We start from the raw sequence: 18819 nt of genomic DNA, 5'->3' as shown, positions 1-18819 counted from the left end.
GCGGTGGGCCCGGGCGCAATCGCTCGTACATTGCTCGGGCGGCACTGCCGCGAACATCATTTTTTGAGTCATAGGGGAGATTCATCGTGCGTTCCACCCTCGTCCGCCGTTCCGTCCTGACCGCCTCGGCGGTGTCGCTGGTGCTGCTCGCCACCGCGTGCGGCTCGGACAAGGCGGCGAAGGACGAGCCGAAGGACGCGGGTGCCTCGGCCGCCGCGTCGACGCCGGCCGCCGGGCCGGCCGCCAAGGCGAAGACGGCCGCGGAGCTGAAGCCGCTGCTCGTCACCCAGGCCGAGGTCGCTGACTACCTGGTCAAGGAGGCCGCCCCCGACGAGGTCACGGGCGCCGCCGCGGCCTACGCCACCACCAAGGCCGAGTGCCGGCCGCTCGCCCAGGCGATGTCGGGCGCCGGCGCCGGCAAGTCCGCGGGCAACGCGGCCGCCAAGGCCAGCAGCAAGCCGAAGCAGCCCGCCGCCGACGCTTCCGCGGAGGACAAGCTCAAGGCCGTCAAGGACGCCCTGAGCGTGACCGTCACGATGGTCGGCCTGAACTCCTACGACGGCAATGGCGCCGACGAGGCCTTCGCCGCGGTGAAGGCGGCGGGCACCCCGTGCGCCGCGGGTTACCCGGGGGCCAGCGAGTCCGAGACCGGCAAGGTCACGAAGGTCACCCCGGGCACCGCCGTGACCGCCGGTGACGAGGCCGTCGCCTACGCCGTCGAGCGTGAGGTGGAGGGCGAGAAGGTCGCCACCCAGCTCGTGGTGGTCCGCAAGGGCAACACCCTCGCGTCCTTCTACTCAGTGTCCCCGACGACGGACGCCGCGCTGCCCAAGACCCTCGTCGACGCACAGGTCAAGAAGCTCGGCTGACCCTCGCACGCGCCCGGGTGACCCCGGGTCAGGTCGCGTCAACCCCGCTCCGGCACATTCGCCGGGGCGGGTTTTTCGTCCGGTTGGGGTCCCGGACCGAGCCCCGTGCTCGGCGTAGGGTGCCGCCTATGTGCGGAATCGTGGGTTACGTGGGAGCGCAATCTGCGCTCGATGTGGTCGTTGCCGGACTCAAGCGGCTGGAGTACCGGGGCTACGACTCGGCCGGTGTCGCCGTGCTCGCCGACGGAGGGCTCGCCGCCGTCAAGAAGGCCGGCAAGCTGGTCAATCTGGAGAAGGAACTGGTCGGGCACCCGCTGCCCGCCGGTTCCACGGGACTCGGGCACACCCGGTGGGCGACCCATGGCGGGCCCACCGACCTCAACGCCCACCCGCACCTGGACAACTCCGGGCGCGTGGCCGTCGTCCACAACGGCATCATCGAGAACTTCGCCGTGCTGCGCGCCGAGCTGACGGAGCGTGGGCACCGGCTGGAGTCCGAGACGGACACCGAGGTCGTCGCCCACCTGCTCGCCGAGCGGTTCGCCGACTCGGGCGGCGACCTGGCGGAGGCCATGCGGCGCGTCTGCCGCATGCTGGAGGGCGCCTTCACGCTGGTCGCCGTCCACGCGGACGCCCCGGACGTGGTGGTCGGCGCGCGCCGGAACTCCCCGCTCGTGGTGGGCGTCGGCGAGGACGAGAACTTCCTCGCCTCGGACGTGGCCGCCTTCATCGCCCACACCCGGTCCGCGATCGAGCTGGGCCAGGACCAGGTCGTCGAACTGCGCCGCGACGGCGTGTCGGTGACCAACTTCGACGGTTCGCCCGCCGACGTGCGCGCCTACCACGTCGACTGGGACGCCTCGGCCGCGGAGAAGGGCGGCTACGACTACTTCATGCTCAAGGAGATCGCCGAGCAGCCGAAGGCCGTCGCCGACACCCTCCTCGGCCGGATCGACGCGAGCGGCTCGCTGACCCTGGACGAGGTGCGCATCCCCGCCTCCGTGCTGCGCGAGGTCGACAAGGTCGTCATCGTGGCCTGCGGTACGGCCTACCACGCCGGCATGATCGCCAAGCTGGCCATCGAGCACTGGACGCGGATCCCCTGCGAGACGGAGCTGGCCAGCGAGTTCCGCTACCGCGACCCCATCCTCGACCAGCGCACCCTCGTCATCGCCATCTCCCAGTCCGGCGAGACGATGGACACGCTGATGGCGCTGCGCCACGCCCGCGAGCAGGGCGCGAAGGTGCTGGCCGTCTGCAACACGAACGGCTCGACGATCCCGCGCGAATCCGACGCGGTCCTCTACACGCACGCCGGCCCGGAGGTCGCGGTCGCCTCGACGAAGGCGTTCCTGACCCAGCTGGTCGCCTGCTACCTGGTCGCGCTCTACCTCGGGCAGGTCCGCGGGACCAAGTGGGGCGACGAGATCCGCGCGGTGATCCGCGAACTGTCGGACATCGCGGGCGCGGTGGACACCGTACTGGAGACGATGGAGCCGGTCCGGGAGCTGGCCCGCTCGCTCGCGGACAAGAACACCGTGCTGTTCCTGGGGCGGCACGTCGGCTACCCGGTGGCGCTGGAGGGCGCGCTCAAGCTCAAGGAGCTGGCGTACATGCACGCCGAGGGCTTCGCGGCGGGCGAGCTGAAGCACGGGCCGATCGCGCTGATCGAGGCGGACGTGCCGGTGGTGGTCGTGGTGCCCTCGCCCAAGGGCCGTTCGGTGCTCCACGACAAGATCGTGTCGAACATCCAGGAGATCCGGGCCCGCGGGGCGCGCACGATCGTGATCGCGGAGGAGGGCGACGAGGCGGTGGTGCCGTACGCCGACCACCTCATCCGGATCCCGGCCACGCCGACGCTGCTCCAGCCGCTGGTGGCGACCGTGCCGTTGCAGGTGTTCGCCTGCGAGCTGGCGACCGCGCGGGGCAACGAGGTGGACCAGCCGCGTAACCTCGCCAAGTCCGTGACGGTGGAGTGAGCGCAGCGAGTTCGGAGTCCGAGAAGTGATCATCGGTGTGGGGATCGACGTGGCCGCGATCGACAGGTTCGCGGAGTCGCTGGCGCGTACGCCCAGGCTGGCGGCGCGGCTCTTCGTCGAGGCCGAGCTGAACCTGCCGAGCGGCGAGCGGCGCGGGGTCGCCTCGCTCGCCGCCCGGTTCGCCGCGAAGGAAGCCCTGGCCAAGGCGCTCGGCGCGCCCGCCGGGATGCTGTGGACCGACGCCGAGGTGTACGTCGAACCGAGCGGGCAGCCCCGGCTGCGGGTCTCCGGGACGGTGGCGGCGCGGGCGCGGGAGCTGGGGGTGCGCTCCTGGCACCTCTCGCTCAGCCACGACGCGGGGGTGGCGTCGGCCGTGGTGATCGCCGAGGGCTGAGCCGCGCGCCCGGGGATCGGGCACGCTGGTGGGATGCGTACTGCTTACAGCGTGGAGACCGTACGGGCCGCCGAGCGCGAGCTGATGGCGCGGCTGCCCGAAGGCGCCCTGATGCAGCGGGCGGCGGCCGGACTGGCCGCCGCCTGCGCGGGGTTGCTGCGGCGGGTGTACGGGGCGCGCGTGGCGCTGCTCGTGGGGACCGGGGACAACGGGGGCGACGCGCTCTACGCGGGCGCACGCCTGGCGCGCAGGGGCGCGGGGGTGACGGCCGTGCTCCTGGACCCCGAGCGGGCGCACGCGGGCGGACTGGCCGCGCTGCGGGGCGCCGGGGGCCGGGTGGCCGACCGGGTGCCGCAGCGGGTGGATCTGGTCGTGGACGGGCTGCTGGGCATCGGCGGGCGCGGCGGGCTGCGCCCGGCGGCCGCCGCGCTGGTGGCGCAGGTGCCGCCGGGGGCGCGGATCGTCGCCGTGGACCTGCCGAGCGGGGTGGACGCGGACACCGGGGAGGTGGCGGGGGCGGCCGTACGGGCGGACGTGACCGTCACCTTCGGGGCGTACAAGCCGGGGCTGCTGATCGACCCCGGGGCCGAACGGGCCGGGGAGGTACGGCTCGTGGACATCGGGCTGGCCCTGCCGGGTCCGGACGGGGCGGCGGTGCGGGCGCTCGGGCGGGCCGACGCGGGCGCTCTGCTGCCGCGGCCCTCCGCGGAGAGCGACAAGTACCGGCGCGGGGTCGTGGGCGTCGTCGCCGGGTCCGCGCAGTACCCGGGGGCGGCGGTGCTGTGCGTCGCGGGCGCGCTGCGGGGCGGGGCTGGGGCCGTGCGGTACGTCGGGCCCGCGCACGCGTCGGAGATGGTGCTGGCCCGCTACCCGGAGGTGCTGGCCGGGCGCGGGCGGGTGCAGGCGTGGGTGGTCGGACCGGGCCTGGGGGCGGGGCGGGAGGAGGAGGTGGCGCAGCTCCTCGCGTCGGCGGCCGCGGAGGGGGTGCCGGTGCTGGTGGACGCGGACGGCCTGCGCGGGCTGGATCCGGAGGTGCTGCGGGGGCGGGGCGCGCCGGTGCTGATGACGCCGCACGCGGGGGAGGCGGCGGCGCTGCTGGGGGTGGGGCGAGAGGAGGTCGAGCGGGAGAGGCTGGCGTCGGTACGGGAGTTGGCGGGGCGGTACGGGTGCGCCGTGCTGCTGAAGGGGTCCACGACGCTGGTGGCGGGTGCGGGTGCGGGTGCGGGTGCGGGGGCCGGGGCCGGTGTGGGTGCCCGGGCCGAAGCGGGTGCCGGGGGGCGGGGCCCGGTGTGGGTGAACGGCACCGGGACGCCCTGGCTGGCCACCGCCGGCAGCGGTGACGTGCTGTCGGGGCTGGCGGGGTCGCTGCTGGCCGGGGGGCTGGGGGTGGCGGAAGCGGGTGCGATGGCGGCCCACCTCCACGGCCTCGCGGCCCGCGGCGCCGCCGGGGGTGCGCCGCTCCTGGCCCACGAGGTCGCGGAAGCCCTCCCCACGGCGTGGCGCGCGGTGGTCGCCCCCGGGCCCCGGTGACCTCCCGGGCCGACCCCAGCCTCGCCGGCGTTTGAGGCGCCCCCGGAGGGCACTCGGTCCGCACCCGTCCACGGGCGTTGGGCCGGTGCGGCCGGGTGGGGCCTCCGGCGGGTCCTCAAACGCCGGACGGGCTGACTTGGCTGGGCCGCGTTCAGCGCGGACACCCCAGCCTCGCCGGCGTTTGAGGCGGGGTCCCCGGGGGGCGGTCGGGGGAAGGGGACCTGGTCAAGGTGTCGGCTCGTCGGGTGCTTGAGCGGCGCGCTGGTGGGGTTCTGAGACACTTGCGGCGATGAATGAGACACCGCCGCGCGTACACGCCGAGATCGATCTTGACGCCGTACGGGGGAACGTGCGCGCATTGCGCGCCCGCGCACCCCGGGCCGAGCTGATGGCCGTCGTCAAGTCGGACGCCTATGGCCACGGGGCCGTGGCCTGCGCCAGGGCCGCCCAGGAGGCCGGCGCGACCTGGCTCGGCACGGCGACCCCGCAGGAGGCCTTCGCGCTGCGCGAGGCGGGCATCGCGGGGCGGATCATGTGCTGGCTGTGGACCCCCGGCGGCCCGTGGCGGGAAGCCGTCGAGCGCGACGTCGACGTGGCCGTCAGCGGCATGTGGGCCCTCGAAGAGGTACGGGCCGCCGCCCGCGCGAGCGGCCGGACGGCCAGGATCCAGCTCAAGGCCGACACCGGCCTCGGCCGCAACGGCTGCCAGCCCGCCGACTGGCCCGAACTGGTCGGCGCGGCCGTCGCCGCCCAGGCCGAGGGCACCGTCAAGGTCACCGGCGTGTGGTCGCACTTCGCCTGCGCCGACGAGCCCGGCCACCCCTCCATCCAGCTCCAGCTGGACGCCTTCCGCGAGATGCTCGGCTACGCCGAGAAGGAGGGCGTGGACCCCGAGGTCCGGCACATCGCCAACTCCCCGGCCACGCTCACCCTCCCCGAGAGCCACTTCGACCTGGTGCGCTGCGGCCTCGCGGTCTACGGCGTCTCGCCCGCCCCCGAACTCGGCACCTCCGCCCAGCTGGGCCTGCGCCCCGCGATGACGCTCAAGGCCTCGGTCGCCCTGGTCAAGGACGTACCCGGCGGCCACGGCGTGAGCTACGGGCACCACTACACGACCCCGGGGGACACCCGGCTCGCCCTGATCCCGGCCGGCTACGCCGACGGCGTCCCGCGGCACGCCTCGGGCACCGGTCCGGTGCTGGTCGGCGGCGCGGTGCGGACGGTGGCCGGGCGGGTGGCCATGGACCAGTTCGTGGTCGACCTCGGACCCGGCGCGGACGTCCGCTCCGGCGACGAGGCCGTCCTCTTCGGCCCGGGCGACCGGGGCGAACCGACGGCCGAGGACTGGGCGCGGGCCGCCGGGACGATCGCCTACGAGATCGTCACGCGGATCGGGTCCCGGGTGCCCCGGGTGCATCTCCATGCGTGATCGGGACATTCGTAGGGGTGGCGCCTGTGCCGCTGAATGACTGCATATCCGGTGTTTCTGGGTTTCCTGGCTGAGTGAGGTCGGCGTGGGCGAGAACTGGCGAAAGGCGGGCTGGGCGGGCGCCGCGATCGGCGTCGTGGCAGCCGGTGCGGCGGCCGGAGTGGCCGTCGAGCGGCTCACGGTCGGCCGCGGGATCCGGATGAAGGCGCGCCTCGCGCTCGACGCCTCGGGCCCCTACGGCACCCTGCGCGGCACCGAGGGCACCTGCCGCGCCGAGGACGGCACGCTGCTCCACTACGAGTGCGACGAGCTGCCCGAGGACGGCGCCAAGCGCCGCCGGCTGCGCCGCAAGCCCGCCCCGGCCGCCACCGTCGTCTTCTGCCACGGCTACTGCCTCGGCCAGGACTCCTGGCACTTCCAGCGCGCCGCGCTGCGCGGCGTGGTCCGCGCCGTCTACTGGGACCAGCGCAGCCACGGCCGCTCCGCACGGGGCGTCGCGCAGGCCGAGGGCGTACCGGTCACCATCGACCAGCTGGGCCGCGACCTCAAGGCGGTCATCGACGCCGCCGCGCCCGAGGGCCCGCTGATCCTCGTCGGCCACTCCATGGGCGGCATGACCGCCATGGCGCTGGCCGCCCAGTACCCCGAGCTGGTGCGCGACCGGGTCGTCGGCGTGGCGCTCGTCGGCACCTCCAGCGGCCGGCTCGGCGAGGTGACGTACGGGCTGCCCTCGGTCGGGGTCAGCGCGGTGCGCCGGGTGCTGCCGGGCGTGCTGCGGGCGCTGTGCTCGCAGGTGGAACTGGTGGAGAAGGGGCGCCGGGCCACCGCCGACCTGTTCGCGGGCATGATCAAGCGGTACTCGTTCGGCTCGCCGGACGTGGACCCGGACGTGGCGCGCTTCGCCGAGCGGCTGATCGAGGCGACCCCGATCGACGTGGTCGCCGAGTTCTTCCCGGCGATCATGCTCCACGACAAGACGACCGCACTGCGGGCGTTCGCGGACCTTCCCGTCACCGTCATCGCCGGGGACCGCGACATGATCACCCCGCCGGAGCACAGCGCGGCCATCGCCGCCGAGCTGCCGGACGCGGAACTGGTGATCCTGGAGGAGACCGGGCACCTGATGATGCTGGAGCGCCCGGAGACCGTCACCGCCCTGCTCACCGAGCTGCTGGCCCGCACGGGAGCGGTCCCGGCAGCCGCTAACGTTGGCGGGCATGGAAGCACCGCTGCAAGCACCGCACAACCGGGCGGCTGAGGCCGCGACCGGCGCGACCCTGATCACGATCGACTCCCCCGAGGGCATGCAGGGCCTGGGCCGCAGGCTCGCCGCGCTGCTGCGCCCCGGCGACCTCGTCCTGCTGACCGGTGAACTCGGCGCGGGCAAGACCACCCTGACGCGCGGCCTCGGCGAGGGCCTGGACGTGCGCGGGGCCGTGACCTCGCCGACCTTCGTCATCGCCCGGGTCCACCCCCCGCTGGGCGAGGGTCCGGCGCTGGTCCACGTGGACGCGTACCGGCTCGGCGGCGGGCTGGAGGAGATGGAGGACCTGGACCTCGACGTCTCGCTGCCCGAGTCCGTGGTCGTCGTCGAATGGGGCGACGGCAAGGTGGAGGAGCTGTCCGACGACCGGCTGCACGTGGTGATCCGGCGCGCCGTCGGCCACGAGGAGGTCCTTGACGACATGCGCGAGGTCTCGGTGTACGGAGTGGGCGCGCGCTGGGCCGACGCGGGGATCGAGGCGCTCGCCGGGGCCGGGGGCGTCTGAGGGGCCCGGACATCCCTGGCGGCACTGGACTTTCCGACAACGTTCGCACGGGTACCGACAACGCGTCGGTAAAATGTTGCGCCGATGGCGGGGGCCGTGGTGACATGGTACCGAGAGCTGGTTAGGTCTACCTAACTTCGACGATCGGTCGAATGCCCAGGAGGCAGCCATGTCGGCAGAAGAGCGAGTTCCCCGCCCGTCCGCCGCGTCCGCGTCCGCGTACCGTTCCGCCCCCGGACCGTCGATGGGCGCGCTGCTCGCCTCGTGCCGCGCCGCGACCGCCGTCTCGACCCCGCCCGCGCGCCCGGCCGCCCCGGCGTCCGCGCCCGTCCCCGCGTCCGTACGCACACAGGCCGCTCCGGAATCCGAAGCGGCCTGAGCCGTACCCGACCCGAGGGGGGCACCCCGACGCGGCGCCGGTCACCGTGACGCGGCGTCGCACCCGTCGCGGCCTCACCCGTTCGGGTCAATCGTGGCGGTCCGCCGTCAGGGGACGACGACCACCCGCGTGTTGATCGTGGCGAAGTTCCACATCGCGTCCCCGTCGGCCCGCGTCATGCGGATGCCGCCCGTCTTCTTCGTCGTGTCCGGCTCCGGCGTCGCGCCGTCCACCCGGGCGCTGAAACCGATCACGACCCCGTCCGTGGTCGCGAAGAGCACCACGTGCTCGATCGGCGCCCCGTCCGAACCGGTGACCGTGCCGCGGCGCGTGTCCACCGAGTAGCTGCCCGTCTTGGGATGGACCGTGCTCGGCACCACCGCGAAGCTCTTCGTCTCCACGCCGTCCGCGCCGACCAGCCAGACCCGCTTCTGGGACACGGAGTAGACGACCCGCACGCCCTTGCCCGAATCGGCCGGCACCGGCGCCGGCTTGCCCGCGGCGTCGGGCGCGGCGGGGCTCGGCGCGGTGGAGGCGGCCGGCTGCTTCACGGCCGCGGCCGGGCGGGCCGGAGCGCTCGCCGACGCCTGGTAGCCGAGGAAACCGACCGCTGCCAGTGCCGCGGCGGTGAGCCCGGCCACGATTCCCGAGCTGCTGCGTGCCACCTTGCTCCACCTCTCCGCCGCCCCGGCGCCCTCGCGGTCCCGGGGGATTCAACGCTTGATCACACCGCTGGATGCACCCGCGCTGACGGTAGCAGCCGGGGTGCCGCCGGACCGGCCGCGAAGGCCCGGGGCCGCGGAGTCGTAGGCTGTTCGCGTGCTCTTGCTCGCTGTAGATACCGCCACGCCCGCCGTCACCGTCGCCCTGCACGACGGTGAGTCCGTCATCGCCGAGGCGCACCAGGTCGACGCCCGCCGCCACGGGGAGCTGCTGCTGCCCACCGTGGAGAAGGTCCTCGCCGGAGCCGGGCTGAAGCTCGACGCCCTGACCGGCATCGTCGTGGGCGTCGGCCCCGGCCCGTACACCGGGCTGCGCGTCGGTCTCGTCACCGCCGCCACCTTCGCCTCCGTCCTCGGCGTGCCGGTGCACGGCCTGTGCACCCTCGACGGGCTGGCCTACGCCGCCCGTGACGCCGGGATCGAGGGCCCCTTCGCGGTGGCCACCGACGCCCGCCGCAAGGAGGTGTACTGGGCCCGGTACGAGGACCCGCGCACCCGGACCACCGAGCCCGCCGTGGACCGCCCGGCCGACATCGCCGAGCAGCTCGCCGGGCTGCCGGTGGTCGGCGCCGGGGCCCTGCTCTACCCGGAGTCCTTCCCGGACGCGCGCGGCCCCGAGCACCAGTCGGCCGGCGCCCTGGCCTCGCTGGCCGCCCAGCGGCTGGCGGCGGGGGCGGAGTTCCTCCCGCCGACCCCGCTGTACCTGCGCCGCCCCGACGCCCAGGTGCCCAAGAACTACAAGGTGGTCACGCCCCAGTGACGGCCCCGACCGCCCCGGCCGTCCTGCTGCGCGAGATGCGCTGGTGGGACATCGGGCCCGTGCTGGAACTGGAACACGAGCTGTTCCCCGAGGACGCCTGGTCCGCGGGGATGTTCTGGTCCGAACTGGCCCACGCCCGCGGCCCGCTCGCCACCCTCCGCTACGTGGTCGCCGAGGAGGCGGACGGCGGCCGCCTGGTCGGCTACGCCGGGCTCGCCGCCGCCGGTGACCTGGGCGACGTACAGACCATCGCGGCGGCCCGCGACCAGTGGGGCACCGGGCTCGGCGCCCGGCTGCTCACCGACCTGCTCGGCGCCGCCACCGCGTTCGAGTGCGCCGAGGTGCTGCTGGAGGTACGGGTCGACAACACCCGTGCCCAGCGGCTCTACGAGCGCTTCGGCTTCGAGGCCATCGGCTTCCGCCGCGGCTACTACCAGCCCGGCAACGTCGACGCGCTCGTGATGCGACTCTCCGATCCCGCAAGCTCCGTCTCCACGGACGGACCCGTACAAGGTGAATCCTATGGCTGACGAACCGCTCGTCCTCGGTATCGAGACGTCCTGCGACGAGACCGGTGTCGGTGTCGTGCGCGGCACCACGCTGCTCGCCGACGCGATCGCCTCCAGCGTGGACGAGCACGCGCGCTTCGGCGGGGTCGTGCCCGAGGTGGCCTCCCGCGCGCACCTGGAGGCGATGGTCCCCACCATCGAACGCGCCCTGAAGGAGGCCGGGGTCAGCGCCCGCGACCTCGACGGCATCGCGGTGACCGCAGGCCCCGGCCTGGCGGGCGCGCTGCTGGTCGGCGTATCGGCGGCGAAGGCCTACGCCTACGCGCTCGGCAAGCCGCTGTACGGCGTGAACCATCTCGCGTCCCACATCTGCGTGGACCAGCTGGAGCACGGGCCGCTGCCCGAGCCCACGATGGCCCTGCTCGTCTCCGGCGGCCACTCCTCGCTGCTGCTGGCCCCCGACATCACCAGCGACGTCCGGCCGCTGGGCGCGACCATCGACGACGCGGCGGGCGAGGCCTTCGACAAGATCGCGCGGGTGCTCCAGCTCGGCTTCCCGGGCGGCCCGGTCATCGACCGGCTCGCGCGCGAGGGCGACCCGAAGGCGATCAACTTCCCGCGCGGGCTGACCGGGCCGCGCGACGCGGCGTACGACTTCTCCTTCTCCGGGCTGAAGACCGCGGTGGCGCGCTGGATCGAGGCGAAGCGGAAGGCCGGCGAGGAGGTGCCGGTGCGCGACGTGGCCGCGTCCTTCCAGGAGGCCGTGGTGGACGTGCTGACGCGCAAGGCGATCCGCGCGTGCAAGGACGAGGGCGTCGACCACCTGATGATCGGCGGCGGCGTCGCGGCGAACTCGCGGCTGCGGTCCCTGGCGCAGGAGCGCTGCGACGACGCGGGCATCGTGCTGCGCGTGCCGCGTCCCAAGCTGTGCACCGACAACGGCGCGATGGTGGCGGCGCTGGGCGCGGAGATGGTCAAGCGGAACCGGCCGGCCTCGGACTGGGACCTGTCGGCGGACTCCTCCCTGCCGGTGACCGAGCCGCACGTGCCGGGGGCGTCCCACGACGGGGAGCACGCGCACGGCCACGACCACGGGCAGCCGCACGGGCACGCGCACGACCACGATCACGTGCACGAGCTGAGCAAGGACAACCTGTACTCATGAGCACCACCGTCGCCGTCATGTGGGAGGCCCGGGCCGCCGACGGCCGGGGCGGCGAGCTGCTGGAGTGGGCCCGTTCGCAGGTGCTCGCGCGCGAACCGGTGCGGCGCGAGGTGTTCCGGGCGGCGCAGGACCGGGTCCTGGTCATCACCTGGTGGCAGACCGGGCCGGAGGCGGCGGACGGCAGCGCGGGCACGGGCGCGGACGCGCTGCCCGAACTGCCCGAGCCCCGCGCCGACCTGATCGCCCGGCCGGTGCACCGGTGGCGCTTCGAGTCCGTCGAGCTGACCGGCGGCTGACGCACGGCCGGCCTGCGGTCGGCCCGCTACCGGCCCGCGGCCGGCCGCGAACGCGGCGGCACGTCCGGGCTCGGAGCGTTCCGGAGTGCCGCTATGGTCATGCGCATGCCCCGCCCCGACCTGCCGCCCTCGCCGCCGCCCGTGCACCTGCGTGCATGGCTGGACCAGACCGCCGTCCGGGCCGACCGGGCCCGTTTCCTGGGCGAGTTGGAGCGGCTCAGCCTGGGCACGGGGCGGCTGCTGCTGCTCTGGGCGGTCAGCGCCGTCTTCGCCCTCGGCTGGTCCTTCGTCGGGATGGCCCTGATGGCCTTCGAAGAGGGCGTCCTGGTCGAGGCGTTGGTCGGCGCGGTCTTCCTGGTGCTGGGCGCCGGGGTGCTCGTACCGGCCGGGTTCTGGTTCGTGTGGGGCGTCAAACGGGACCGCCGCGTCCGCCAACTGCTGTGCGCGTGGGCGGAGTCGGACCGCGATCCGGTGAACGACCGCAGGCTGCGCATGCCGGGGCGGAGCCTGGTCTGGCTGATGTCCTCGTTCGTCCTGTGCGCGCTCGGGCTGTGGGTGACCTTCGGGAGCGCGGGCGGAGCACGGCCCGGCGCGGACACGTACGGCGAGGTGGCCTATTTCATGGGCCTCGGGATGATCCTGTGGATCACCGGGCTGCTGGGCGCCGGGAAGGCGGCCGCGCACTACCGCTGGGCGCTGCGCGCCTTCCGGCCCGTCCCGCCGGCGGCCGACTCCGCGGCCGCGCCCGTGGCCGGGGAGCCCGGCGCCGGGGAGCCCGCCGCCGGGGCCGCGACCGTCACCGCTCGGTTGCCCGCGCAGGAGCGCCGATCAGCATCGCAGGAGCGCCCGCCACTCGGGTCAGGATGACCGTCGCCGAGTTCGGTCCCTGCGGTTTGACCTTGCGGCGCAGTTCCTCCGGTTCGATCGCCGAGCCGCGCTTCTTGACGGTCAGGACGCCCACCCCGCGCTCGCGCAGCAGCGTCTTGAGCTTCTTGAGGCCGAAGGGCAGCACGTCGGTGATCTCGTACGCGGTCGCGTACGGCGTCGCGTGCAGCTCGTCCGCGGTGATGTAGGCGATGGTGGGGTCGATCAGCCGCCCGCCCAGCTGCTCGGCGACCTCCGCGACGAGGTGGGCACGGATGACCGCCCCGTCCGGCTCGTAGAGGTAGCGCCCCACCGGTCCGGCCTCGGGGTCCGGCAGCGGATCCTCGGTGCGCAGGGTGCGCGGGCCGGGGAGCAGGGTGGCGCGGACGGCGCCCGGCGAGGTGCCGAACCAGAGCACGGCCTCCTTCACGTCGCCGCCGTCGGAGATCCACTCCGCCTCGGCCTCGGCGGGGACCGCCTCGTGCGGGATCCCCGGGGCGATCTTGATGGCCGCGTACTTCGCTGCCCGGGCGGTCCCGACGGCCCAGGAGAGCGGCGGCGAGTACCCCTCGGGGTCGAAGATCCGCCCGCGTCCGCCGCGCCGCGCCGGGTCGAGGAAGACGGCGTCGTAGCCGGCGGTGTCGACCTCGGTGACGTCGGCCTCCACGACCTCGATCAGGTCCGCCAGCCCCAGCGCCGCCGCGTTCGCGCGGGCCACGGCGACGGTCAGCGGGTCCCGGTCCACGGCGAGCACCCGGATCCCGGCACGGGCCAGGGCCAGCGCGTCCCCGCCGATGCCGCAGCACAGGTCGGCGACCGACCGTACGCCGAGCGCGGCGATCCGCTCGGCGCGGTACTCCGCCACGGAGGCCCGGGTGGCCATCTCGCCGCCGCCCGGCGTGAAGTACATGCGGTACGCGTCCTCGGCGCCGAACTTCACCACCGCGCGCTGGCGCAGCCGGGCCTGCCCGAGGGCGGCGGAGACCAGCTCGGCGGGGTGCTCGCGGCGCAGCCGGGTGGCCACCGCGATCTCCCGGGCCGGGTCGTAGTCGTGCAGCGAGTCGAGCAGGGCCTGCCCCTCGGGGGCGAGCAGGGCGGCGAGGTCTTCGGGGTTCACCGCTTCATTGTCGGACAGTGTGGGCCACTCGATGGATCGTCCGGCGCCGGTCGCGGTGTCGCCGGGGGCGCGCGGGGCCCGGGTGCCAGGATGCGCTGCTATGCAGCTAGTAGGAAAAAAGGAAGATAACGCGCGTATCGGTCGCCGCGCCGCGGGTCCCCGCGGCCGGTACGGGGTGGCGCTGGCCGCGCTGCTGGTCGCCGCCCTGGGGTCGGCCTGCGGCTCCACGGAATCCGCCCCCGCGGTGAAGGACAAGAAGGCGAAGACGGCGGAGTCCGGCCAGAACGGCGCATCCGGCGCCCGGGGCGGCCCCGCGGTCACCGCCGAGCAGCTCCAGCGGGCCCGGGCGCTGGCCGCCAAGAAGTGGGGCCTGGCCGCTGCGCCGCTGGCCGCGCCCCCGGCGCCGAAGACCAAGCCGGAGATCACCTTCCGCAAGGGCTTCGAGGTGGAGGACGGCGAGGGCCTCCCGCCGGTCTTCACGACCGTGCCCACCGAGGACAAGGTCGTCTTCCTGACGATCGACGACGGTGCGGAGAAGGACCCCGAGTTCCTGAAGATGATGCAGGAGCTGAAGATCCCGTACACGGCGTTCCTCAGCGACTACCTGGTGCGCGACAACTACGCGTACTTCAAGCAGATGCAGTCCCTGGGCGTGGGCATCAACAACCACACGCTCAACCACCGCTACCTGCCCGCCCTCTCCTACGAGAAGCAGCGCCAGGAGATCTGCGGGATGCAGGACACCATCGAGAAGGAGTTCGGCAAGCGCCCGAAGCTCTTCCGGCCGCCCTACGGCAACTACAACGAGGACACGCTGCGCGCGGCCAAGTCGTGCGGGGTCAAGGCCGTCCCGATCTGGAACGCCGAGGCGTTCACGGACAAGATGGACTGGCGCGAGTACGACCAGGACCTGCACCCGGGCGACATCATCCTCACCCATTTCCGGGGCCGGGAGGACTGGAAGGGCACCATGCCTGACATGATCCGACAAGTGATGAAGACCGTCACGGCGAAGGGATACGCCGTGGCCCGCCTGGAGGACTACTTGTGAGCATCGCGCGCCGGTTGACGGCCGGAACGCTGGCGGCCGGCGCGCTCGCGCTGTCCCTTTCGGGGTGCGGGAACAGCGTGGACCCGATCGAACGGCTCGGCCGCAAGACCACGGAAGCGTCGCAGGGGGCGGCGGCGAGCGGTACGCCGTCCCCCGCGCCGTCCGCGAGCGCCGCCCCGCCGAGCCCCGCCGCGAACGACGCCCACCGGCGGTGGGGCCTCGCCAAGCCGCTGGAGTTCGCCGCGAAGCCCGCGCAGAAGCCGCAGCTCCCGAAGGCGGCGCCGGGCCGGATACCCGTGGTGGACCGAATACCCGTGCCCGCCGGCGAGAAGACGGTCTTCCTGACCTTCGACGACGGCGCGGAGAAGAACCCCGAGTTCCTGAAGATGGCGGCCGACCTCAAGCTGCCGATCAGCATGTTCCTGACCGACAACATCGCCTCGTCGGACTACGGCCACTTCCAGTCGCTGCGCGACAACGGCTCGCACAGCACGGTCAACAACCACACGCTGACCCATCCGAACCTGCGCACGCTGTCCTTCGCGGCGCAGAAGAAGGAGATATGCGGCCAGCAGGAACGCCTGGAGAAGCGGTTCGGCGCGAAGCCGCCGCTCTTCCGCCCGCCGTACGGCAACTACAACGACGACACCCTGCGGGCCGCCTCCGAGTGCGGGCTCTCCTACGCGGTGCTGTGGCGGGCCTCGATGCAGATCAACAACTTCCAGTACGCGGAAGGCAGCGCCCTGAAGCCGGGTGACATCATCCTGGCCCACTTCCGCGGCCCCGCGGAGCTGAAGGGCTCCACCGAGATCGAGATGACCACCCGGATGCTCCAGCGCATCCAGGAACAGGGCTACAAGATCGGGCGGTTGGAGGACTACCTCTAGTCAGCTCCTCGACGGCGGCTGGTTAGGGTGCGGGCATGCACGCACCGGACCCCGGCATGCGCCGGATCACCGCCTTCCTCTCCGGCTTCGCGCGGCGCCAGGCCGAGCGCACGGTCGCGGTGCCCGGCGGGTTCGCGGCGCTGGACGACACCTTCCACGCCTCCCGGGCCGACAACCAGGTCGTCATCGACGACCCCGCGGCCGTGGACCCGGCGGAGCTGGCGGGCATCGCGGACGCGGCGCTGGGACACCTGCCGTTCCGGCTGGTCAGCGTCCTCGACGACGAGGGCGGAGCCGCCTGCGCGCCGTCCATGGTCCGCGCCGGGTACGCCCACCTGCCCCTGGTCGTCCTGCGGCACACCGGTCCGCCGCCGCCCGCCGCGGGCCCCGGGGAGCCCGCCGCCGGGGAGGTGGAGGCGGCCGCCTTCCGCGAGCCGCTGGCCCGCCGCTGGCGCGGCTTCCTGCCGGACGTCGGGGACGAGGTCCTGCGCCAGCTCGTGGACCGCCGCCGGGCCCGCCTGCGGGGCGCCGAGACCGTGCGCTTCCTGGGCGCCCGTACCCCCGGAGGGGACGTCGCGGCCTGGGCCGACCTCTACCTCGACCCGGCCTCCGGCACGGCCCAGATCGAGGACCTGATGACCGCCGCGGACCAGCTGGGCCGCGGCTACGGCGACGCCGTCCTGGCCGCGGGCCTGCGCGCCGCCGCCGCGGCGGGCTGCACCACGCGCTTCCTCACCGCCGACGAGGCCGACTGGCCCCGCCACTGGTACGAGCGCCGCGGCTTCGCCCCCGTCGGCCGGGTGCACGTCTTCGAGCGCGACCAGAGCCTCTAGGACGCCTACGCCACCGCCGCCAGCGTGGCCGGCGGCTCCGACACCGGCAGGGAATCCGCCTCCCGCTGGCGCTCCGCGCTGTCGCTGATCCGGATCAGCAGCCCGATCATGACCCAGTTGGCCAGCAGGGACGAACCGCCGCTCGCCAGGAACGGCAGCGCCTTTCCGGTGAGCGGGATCAGCCCGGTCACCCCGCCCGCGACCACGAACACCTGGAGCGCGAGGGCCGACGCCAGGCCGACCGCCAGCAGCTTGCCGAAGGGGTCCCGGGCCCCGAGCGCCATCCGCAGCCCCCGCTGGGCCAGCAGCGCGTACAGCAGCAGCACGGCCATCACCCCGGCCAGGCCCAGCTCCTCGCCGACCGTGGTCAGGATGAAGTCGCTGCGCCCCGCGAAGCTGATCAGTTCCGGGTGGCCCATGCCGAGCCCGGTGCCGGTGACCCCGCCGGTGCCGAAGCTGAACAGCGCCTGCGCCGACTGGTCGGAGGTGATGCCCGGCGGCCGCGGGTTCTGGTAGTACGACAGCGGGTCCAGCCAGGCGGCGACGCGCCCCTTGACGTGCGGCTCGGTCGAGCCGACGACGAAGGCGCCGAGGGCGGCCATGATCCCGCCGCACACGATCCAGCTGGTGCGCTCGGTGGCGACGTAGAGCATCACCACGAACACCCCGAAGAAGATCAGCGAGGTGCCGAGGTCGCGCTCGAAGACGAGCACCATCAGCGAGACCAGCCACACCGTGATGATCGGGCCGAGCTGGCGCATCGGCGGCAGCCGCATGCCGAGGAACTTGCGGCCCGCCAGGGCCAGGGTGTCGCGGTGCAGGACCAGGTAGCCCGCGAAGAAGACCGCGATCATGATCTTCACGAACTCGCCCGGCTGGAGCGACAGCCCGAAGAGGTTGATCCACCGCTTGGCGCCGTACTTGTCCGCGCCGAAGAACGCGGGCGCGATCAGCAGCACCAGCGAGACGACCATCGTGATGTAGATGAACCGCTGGAGCAGCCGGTGGTCGCGCAGCAGCGCCACCACCGCCAGCGCGGCCGCGACGCCCACCACCGACCACATCAGCTGCCCCGGCGCCACCGCCGGGGAGTTGTACCGCTCGATGTACGACTGGTCCAGCCGGTGCAGCAGCACCAGCCCGAGCCCCGTCAGCAGCATCGCCAGCGGCAGGATCAGCGGATCCGCGTACGCCGCGAACCGGCGCACGCCCAGGTGTCCCACCAGCGACAGCAGCGTCATGCTGACCGTGAAACCCGTGAGGTTGTCGGGCAGCCGGTCGTTCAGCGCGAGTCCCGCACTGGCGTGCCCGGCGACCGTGATGACGACGACCAGGCCCAGCAGCAGCGCCTCCGTACGGCGACGGGCGCCCGAGGTCGACGTGCGCGCGCTCAGGCCGCGCACGGCACGCCGCCACCGTCGGTGCACCGCGGGCCGGCCGCGGCGGAACCGGGCGTCCGCGCCCCCGGTGACGAGGCAGCGGCACCCGGTACGCTCGGGCCCGCGGCGGCCCCGGGTCCTGTCTGCTCGGCATTGAGGCGCTTTATCTTCATATCGTCTACGACGTGTACCGCGCCCCCGTGGTTGCCTGCGAGCCCCTCGGTGAGCAGTGTCGCGCCCCACACGTGACCCGCCCCGGCCCCGGATCCGACGCGACGCCGGACCCAGAATTGGCACTCCGCTTGACCGAGTGCTAATCGCCGGAATAGTCTCGGGCCTGGCACTCGCCACTGGTGAGTGCCAACACAGCGACAGGCAGGTCCGGCACCCGCGACGACGGAACCACCTGGTCGCCACCCCAAAACAGTTAACCCCGTGAGATCTCCGAAGGGGGAGACCGGAACGTGACGACCACCAGCTCCAAGGTTGCCATCAAGCCGCTTGAGGACCGCATCGTGGTCCAGCCGCTCGACGCCGAGCAGACCACGGCCTCCGGCCTGGTCATCCCGGACACCGCGAAGGAGAAGCCCCAGGAGGGCGTCGTCCTCGCTGTGGGTCCGGGTCGCTTCGAGGACGGCCAGCGCCTGCCGCTGGACGTCTCCGTCGGCGACGTCGTCCTGTACAGCAAGTACGGCGGCACCGAAGTGAAGTACAACGGCGAGGAATACCTCGTCCTCTCGGCCCGCGACGTGCTCGCGATCGTCGAGAAGTAAGACACTTCACCAGTTTTGCTGTGAGCTGCGCCCCTGGTCACCCCTGCTGATGCCGGGCGGCGAGGGGCGTAGTTCGTTCAGGCGGTCGCGGTGAGCGGCCGGGGATCGCAACGA

At 73.6% G+C, this 18819-nt stretch carries 20 protein-coding genes; 17 read left to right on the top strand and 3 right to left on the bottom strand.

What is annotated here, in order from left to right:
- Window positions 1–86 precede the first annotated feature (86 nt).
- The 8 genes from AC0693_RS03050 (at window position 87) to AC0693_RS03015 (ending at window position 8349) form a co-directional block, all read left to right on the top strand.
- Window positions 87–869 (top strand): hypothetical protein, encoded by a 783-nt coding sequence (locus tag AC0693_RS03050; protein ID WP_478800825.1) that lies wholly within the window; start codon window positions 87–89, stop codon window positions 867–869.
- A 128-nt stretch (window positions 870–997) separates the two neighbouring features.
- Window positions 998–2848, top strand: coding sequence for a glutamine--fructose-6-phosphate transaminase (isomerizing) (gene glmS, locus AC0693_RS03045; protein WP_478800824.1), 1851 nt, complete (start codon window positions 998–1000; stop codon window positions 2846–2848).
- A gap of 25 nt (window positions 2849–2873) precedes the next feature.
- Window positions 2874–3242 (top strand): holo-ACP synthase, encoded by a 369-nt coding sequence (locus tag AC0693_RS03040; protein ID WP_356403775.1) that lies wholly within the window; start codon window positions 2874–2876, stop codon window positions 3240–3242.
- 33 nt (window positions 3243–3275) lie between these two features.
- Entirely contained in the window at window positions 3276–4772 is a 1497-nt protein-coding gene (locus AC0693_RS03035) for an NAD(P)H-hydrate epimerase (RefSeq protein ID WP_478800823.1), read from the top strand.
- 289 nt (window positions 4773–5061) lie between these two features.
- On the top strand, window positions 5062–6201 hold the full coding sequence (gene alr / locus AC0693_RS03030; protein WP_356403781.1) for an alanine racemase: 1140 nt from the start codon (window positions 5062–5064) through the stop codon (window positions 6199–6201).
- 85 nt (window positions 6202–6286) lie between these two features.
- Window positions 6287–7459 (top strand): alpha/beta fold hydrolase, encoded by a 1173-nt coding sequence (locus AC0693_RS03025; RefSeq protein ID WP_469317029.1) that lies wholly within the window; start codon window positions 6287–6289, stop codon window positions 7457–7459.
- Complete coding sequence (gene tsaE / locus AC0693_RS03020) at window positions 7419–7970, top strand: tRNA (adenosine(37)-N6)-threonylcarbamoyltransferase complex ATPase subunit type 1 TsaE (RefSeq protein ID WP_478800822.1); 552 nt, start codon at window positions 7419–7421, stop codon at window positions 7968–7970. Before AC0693_RS03025 ends, tsaE begins: the two co-directional genes overlap by 41 nt.
- Before the next feature lie 169 nt (window positions 7971–8139).
- Window positions 8140–8349: a hypothetical protein gene (locus AC0693_RS03015; RefSeq protein WP_478738919.1), complete on the top strand. Its 210-nt coding sequence runs from the start codon at window positions 8140–8142 to the stop codon at window positions 8347–8349.
- Window positions 8350–8456: 107 nt separating this feature from the next.
- On the opposite strand, the gene AC0693_RS03010 is transcribed toward AC0693_RS03015, so the two are convergent.
- Window positions 8457–9014, bottom strand: a complete 558-nt coding sequence (locus AC0693_RS03010) for a hypothetical protein (protein WP_478800821.1) — start codon at window positions 9012–9014, stop codon at window positions 8457–8459.
- Window positions 9015–9168: 154 nt separating this feature from the next.
- On the opposite strand from AC0693_RS03010, the gene tsaB reads away from it, so the two are divergent.
- The 5 genes from tsaB to AC0693_RS02985 all read left to right on the top strand — a co-directional run bounded on the left by tsaB (window position 9169) and on the right by AC0693_RS02985 (window position 12668).
- Window positions 9169–9831 (top strand): tRNA (adenosine(37)-N6)-threonylcarbamoyltransferase complex dimerization subunit type 1 TsaB, encoded by a 663-nt coding sequence (tsaB, locus tag AC0693_RS03005; RefSeq protein ID WP_356403795.1) that lies wholly within the window; start codon window positions 9169–9171, stop codon window positions 9829–9831.
- Window positions 9832–9866: 35 nt separating this feature from the next.
- Entirely contained in the window at window positions 9867–10361 is a 495-nt protein-coding gene (rimI, locus tag AC0693_RS03000) for a ribosomal protein S18-alanine N-acetyltransferase (protein WP_478800993.1), read from the top strand.
- The gene (gene tsaD, locus AC0693_RS02995; RefSeq protein ID WP_356403798.1) at window positions 10354–11505 is read left to right on the top strand and encodes a tRNA (adenosine(37)-N6)-threonylcarbamoyltransferase complex transferase subunit TsaD; all 1152 of its coding nucleotides are present in this window, start codon (window positions 10354–10356) and stop codon (window positions 11503–11505) included. The genes rimI and tsaD overlap by 8 nt, the downstream gene beginning before the upstream one ends.
- Window positions 11502–11801 (top strand): hypothetical protein, encoded by a 300-nt coding sequence (locus AC0693_RS02990; protein ID WP_356403801.1) that lies wholly within the window; start codon window positions 11502–11504, stop codon window positions 11799–11801. The genes tsaD and AC0693_RS02990 overlap by 4 nt, the downstream gene beginning before the upstream one ends.
- A gap of 105 nt (window positions 11802–11906) precedes the next feature.
- On the top strand, window positions 11907–12668 hold the full coding sequence (locus tag AC0693_RS02985) for a hypothetical protein (protein WP_478800820.1): 762 nt from the start codon (window positions 11907–11909) through the stop codon (window positions 12666–12668).
- Here the strand turns inward: AC0693_RS02985 and AC0693_RS02980 are convergent.
- Window positions 12598–13782, bottom strand: a complete 1185-nt coding sequence (locus tag AC0693_RS02980) for a class I SAM-dependent methyltransferase (protein ID WP_478800819.1) — start codon at window positions 13780–13782, stop codon at window positions 12598–12600. The genes AC0693_RS02985 and AC0693_RS02980 overlap by 71 nt on opposite strands.
- 100 nt (window positions 13783–13882) lie before the next feature.
- Between AC0693_RS02980 and AC0693_RS02975 the strand changes: the two genes are divergently transcribed.
- The 3 genes from AC0693_RS02975 to AC0693_RS02965 are packed head-to-tail and all read left to right on the top strand — an operon-like array spanning window position 13883 to window position 16553.
- A complete protein-coding gene (locus tag AC0693_RS02975; RefSeq protein ID WP_468463038.1) occupies window positions 13883–14833 on the top strand; it encodes a polysaccharide deacetylase family protein in 951 nt (316 codons plus the stop codon).
- A complete protein-coding gene (locus AC0693_RS02970) occupies window positions 14830–15720 on the top strand; it encodes a polysaccharide deacetylase family protein (protein ID WP_469317024.1) in 891 nt (296 codons plus the stop codon). Before AC0693_RS02975 ends, AC0693_RS02970 begins: the two co-directional genes overlap by 4 nt.
- A gap of 35 nt (window positions 15721–15755) precedes the next feature.
- The gene (locus AC0693_RS02965) at window positions 15756–16553 is read left to right on the top strand and encodes a GNAT family N-acetyltransferase (RefSeq protein ID WP_478800818.1); all 798 of its coding nucleotides are present in this window, start codon (window positions 15756–15758) and stop codon (window positions 16551–16553) included.
- A 5-nt stretch (window positions 16554–16558) separates the two neighbouring features.
- Here the strand turns inward: AC0693_RS02965 and AC0693_RS02960 are convergent, their stop codons facing one another.
- Window positions 16559–17956: an FtsW/RodA/SpoVE family cell cycle protein gene (locus tag AC0693_RS02960; RefSeq protein ID WP_356403819.1), complete on the bottom strand. Its 1398-nt coding sequence runs from the start codon at window positions 17954–17956 to the stop codon at window positions 16559–16561.
- A 440-nt stretch (window positions 17957–18396) separates the two neighbouring features.
- Between AC0693_RS02960 and groES the strand changes: the two genes are divergently transcribed.
- Window positions 18397–18705 carry a co-chaperone GroES gene (groES, locus tag AC0693_RS02955; RefSeq protein ID WP_283455899.1) on the top strand — a complete coding sequence of 103 codons (309 nt, stop codon included), beginning with the start codon at window positions 18397–18399 and terminating at the stop codon, window positions 18703–18705.
- Window positions 18706–18819: the final 114 nt, after the last annotated feature.

Source organism: Streptomyces sp. NPDC043876, assembly GCF_056435825.1.
This window is presented reverse-complemented; position numbering and strand designations above follow the sequence as displayed.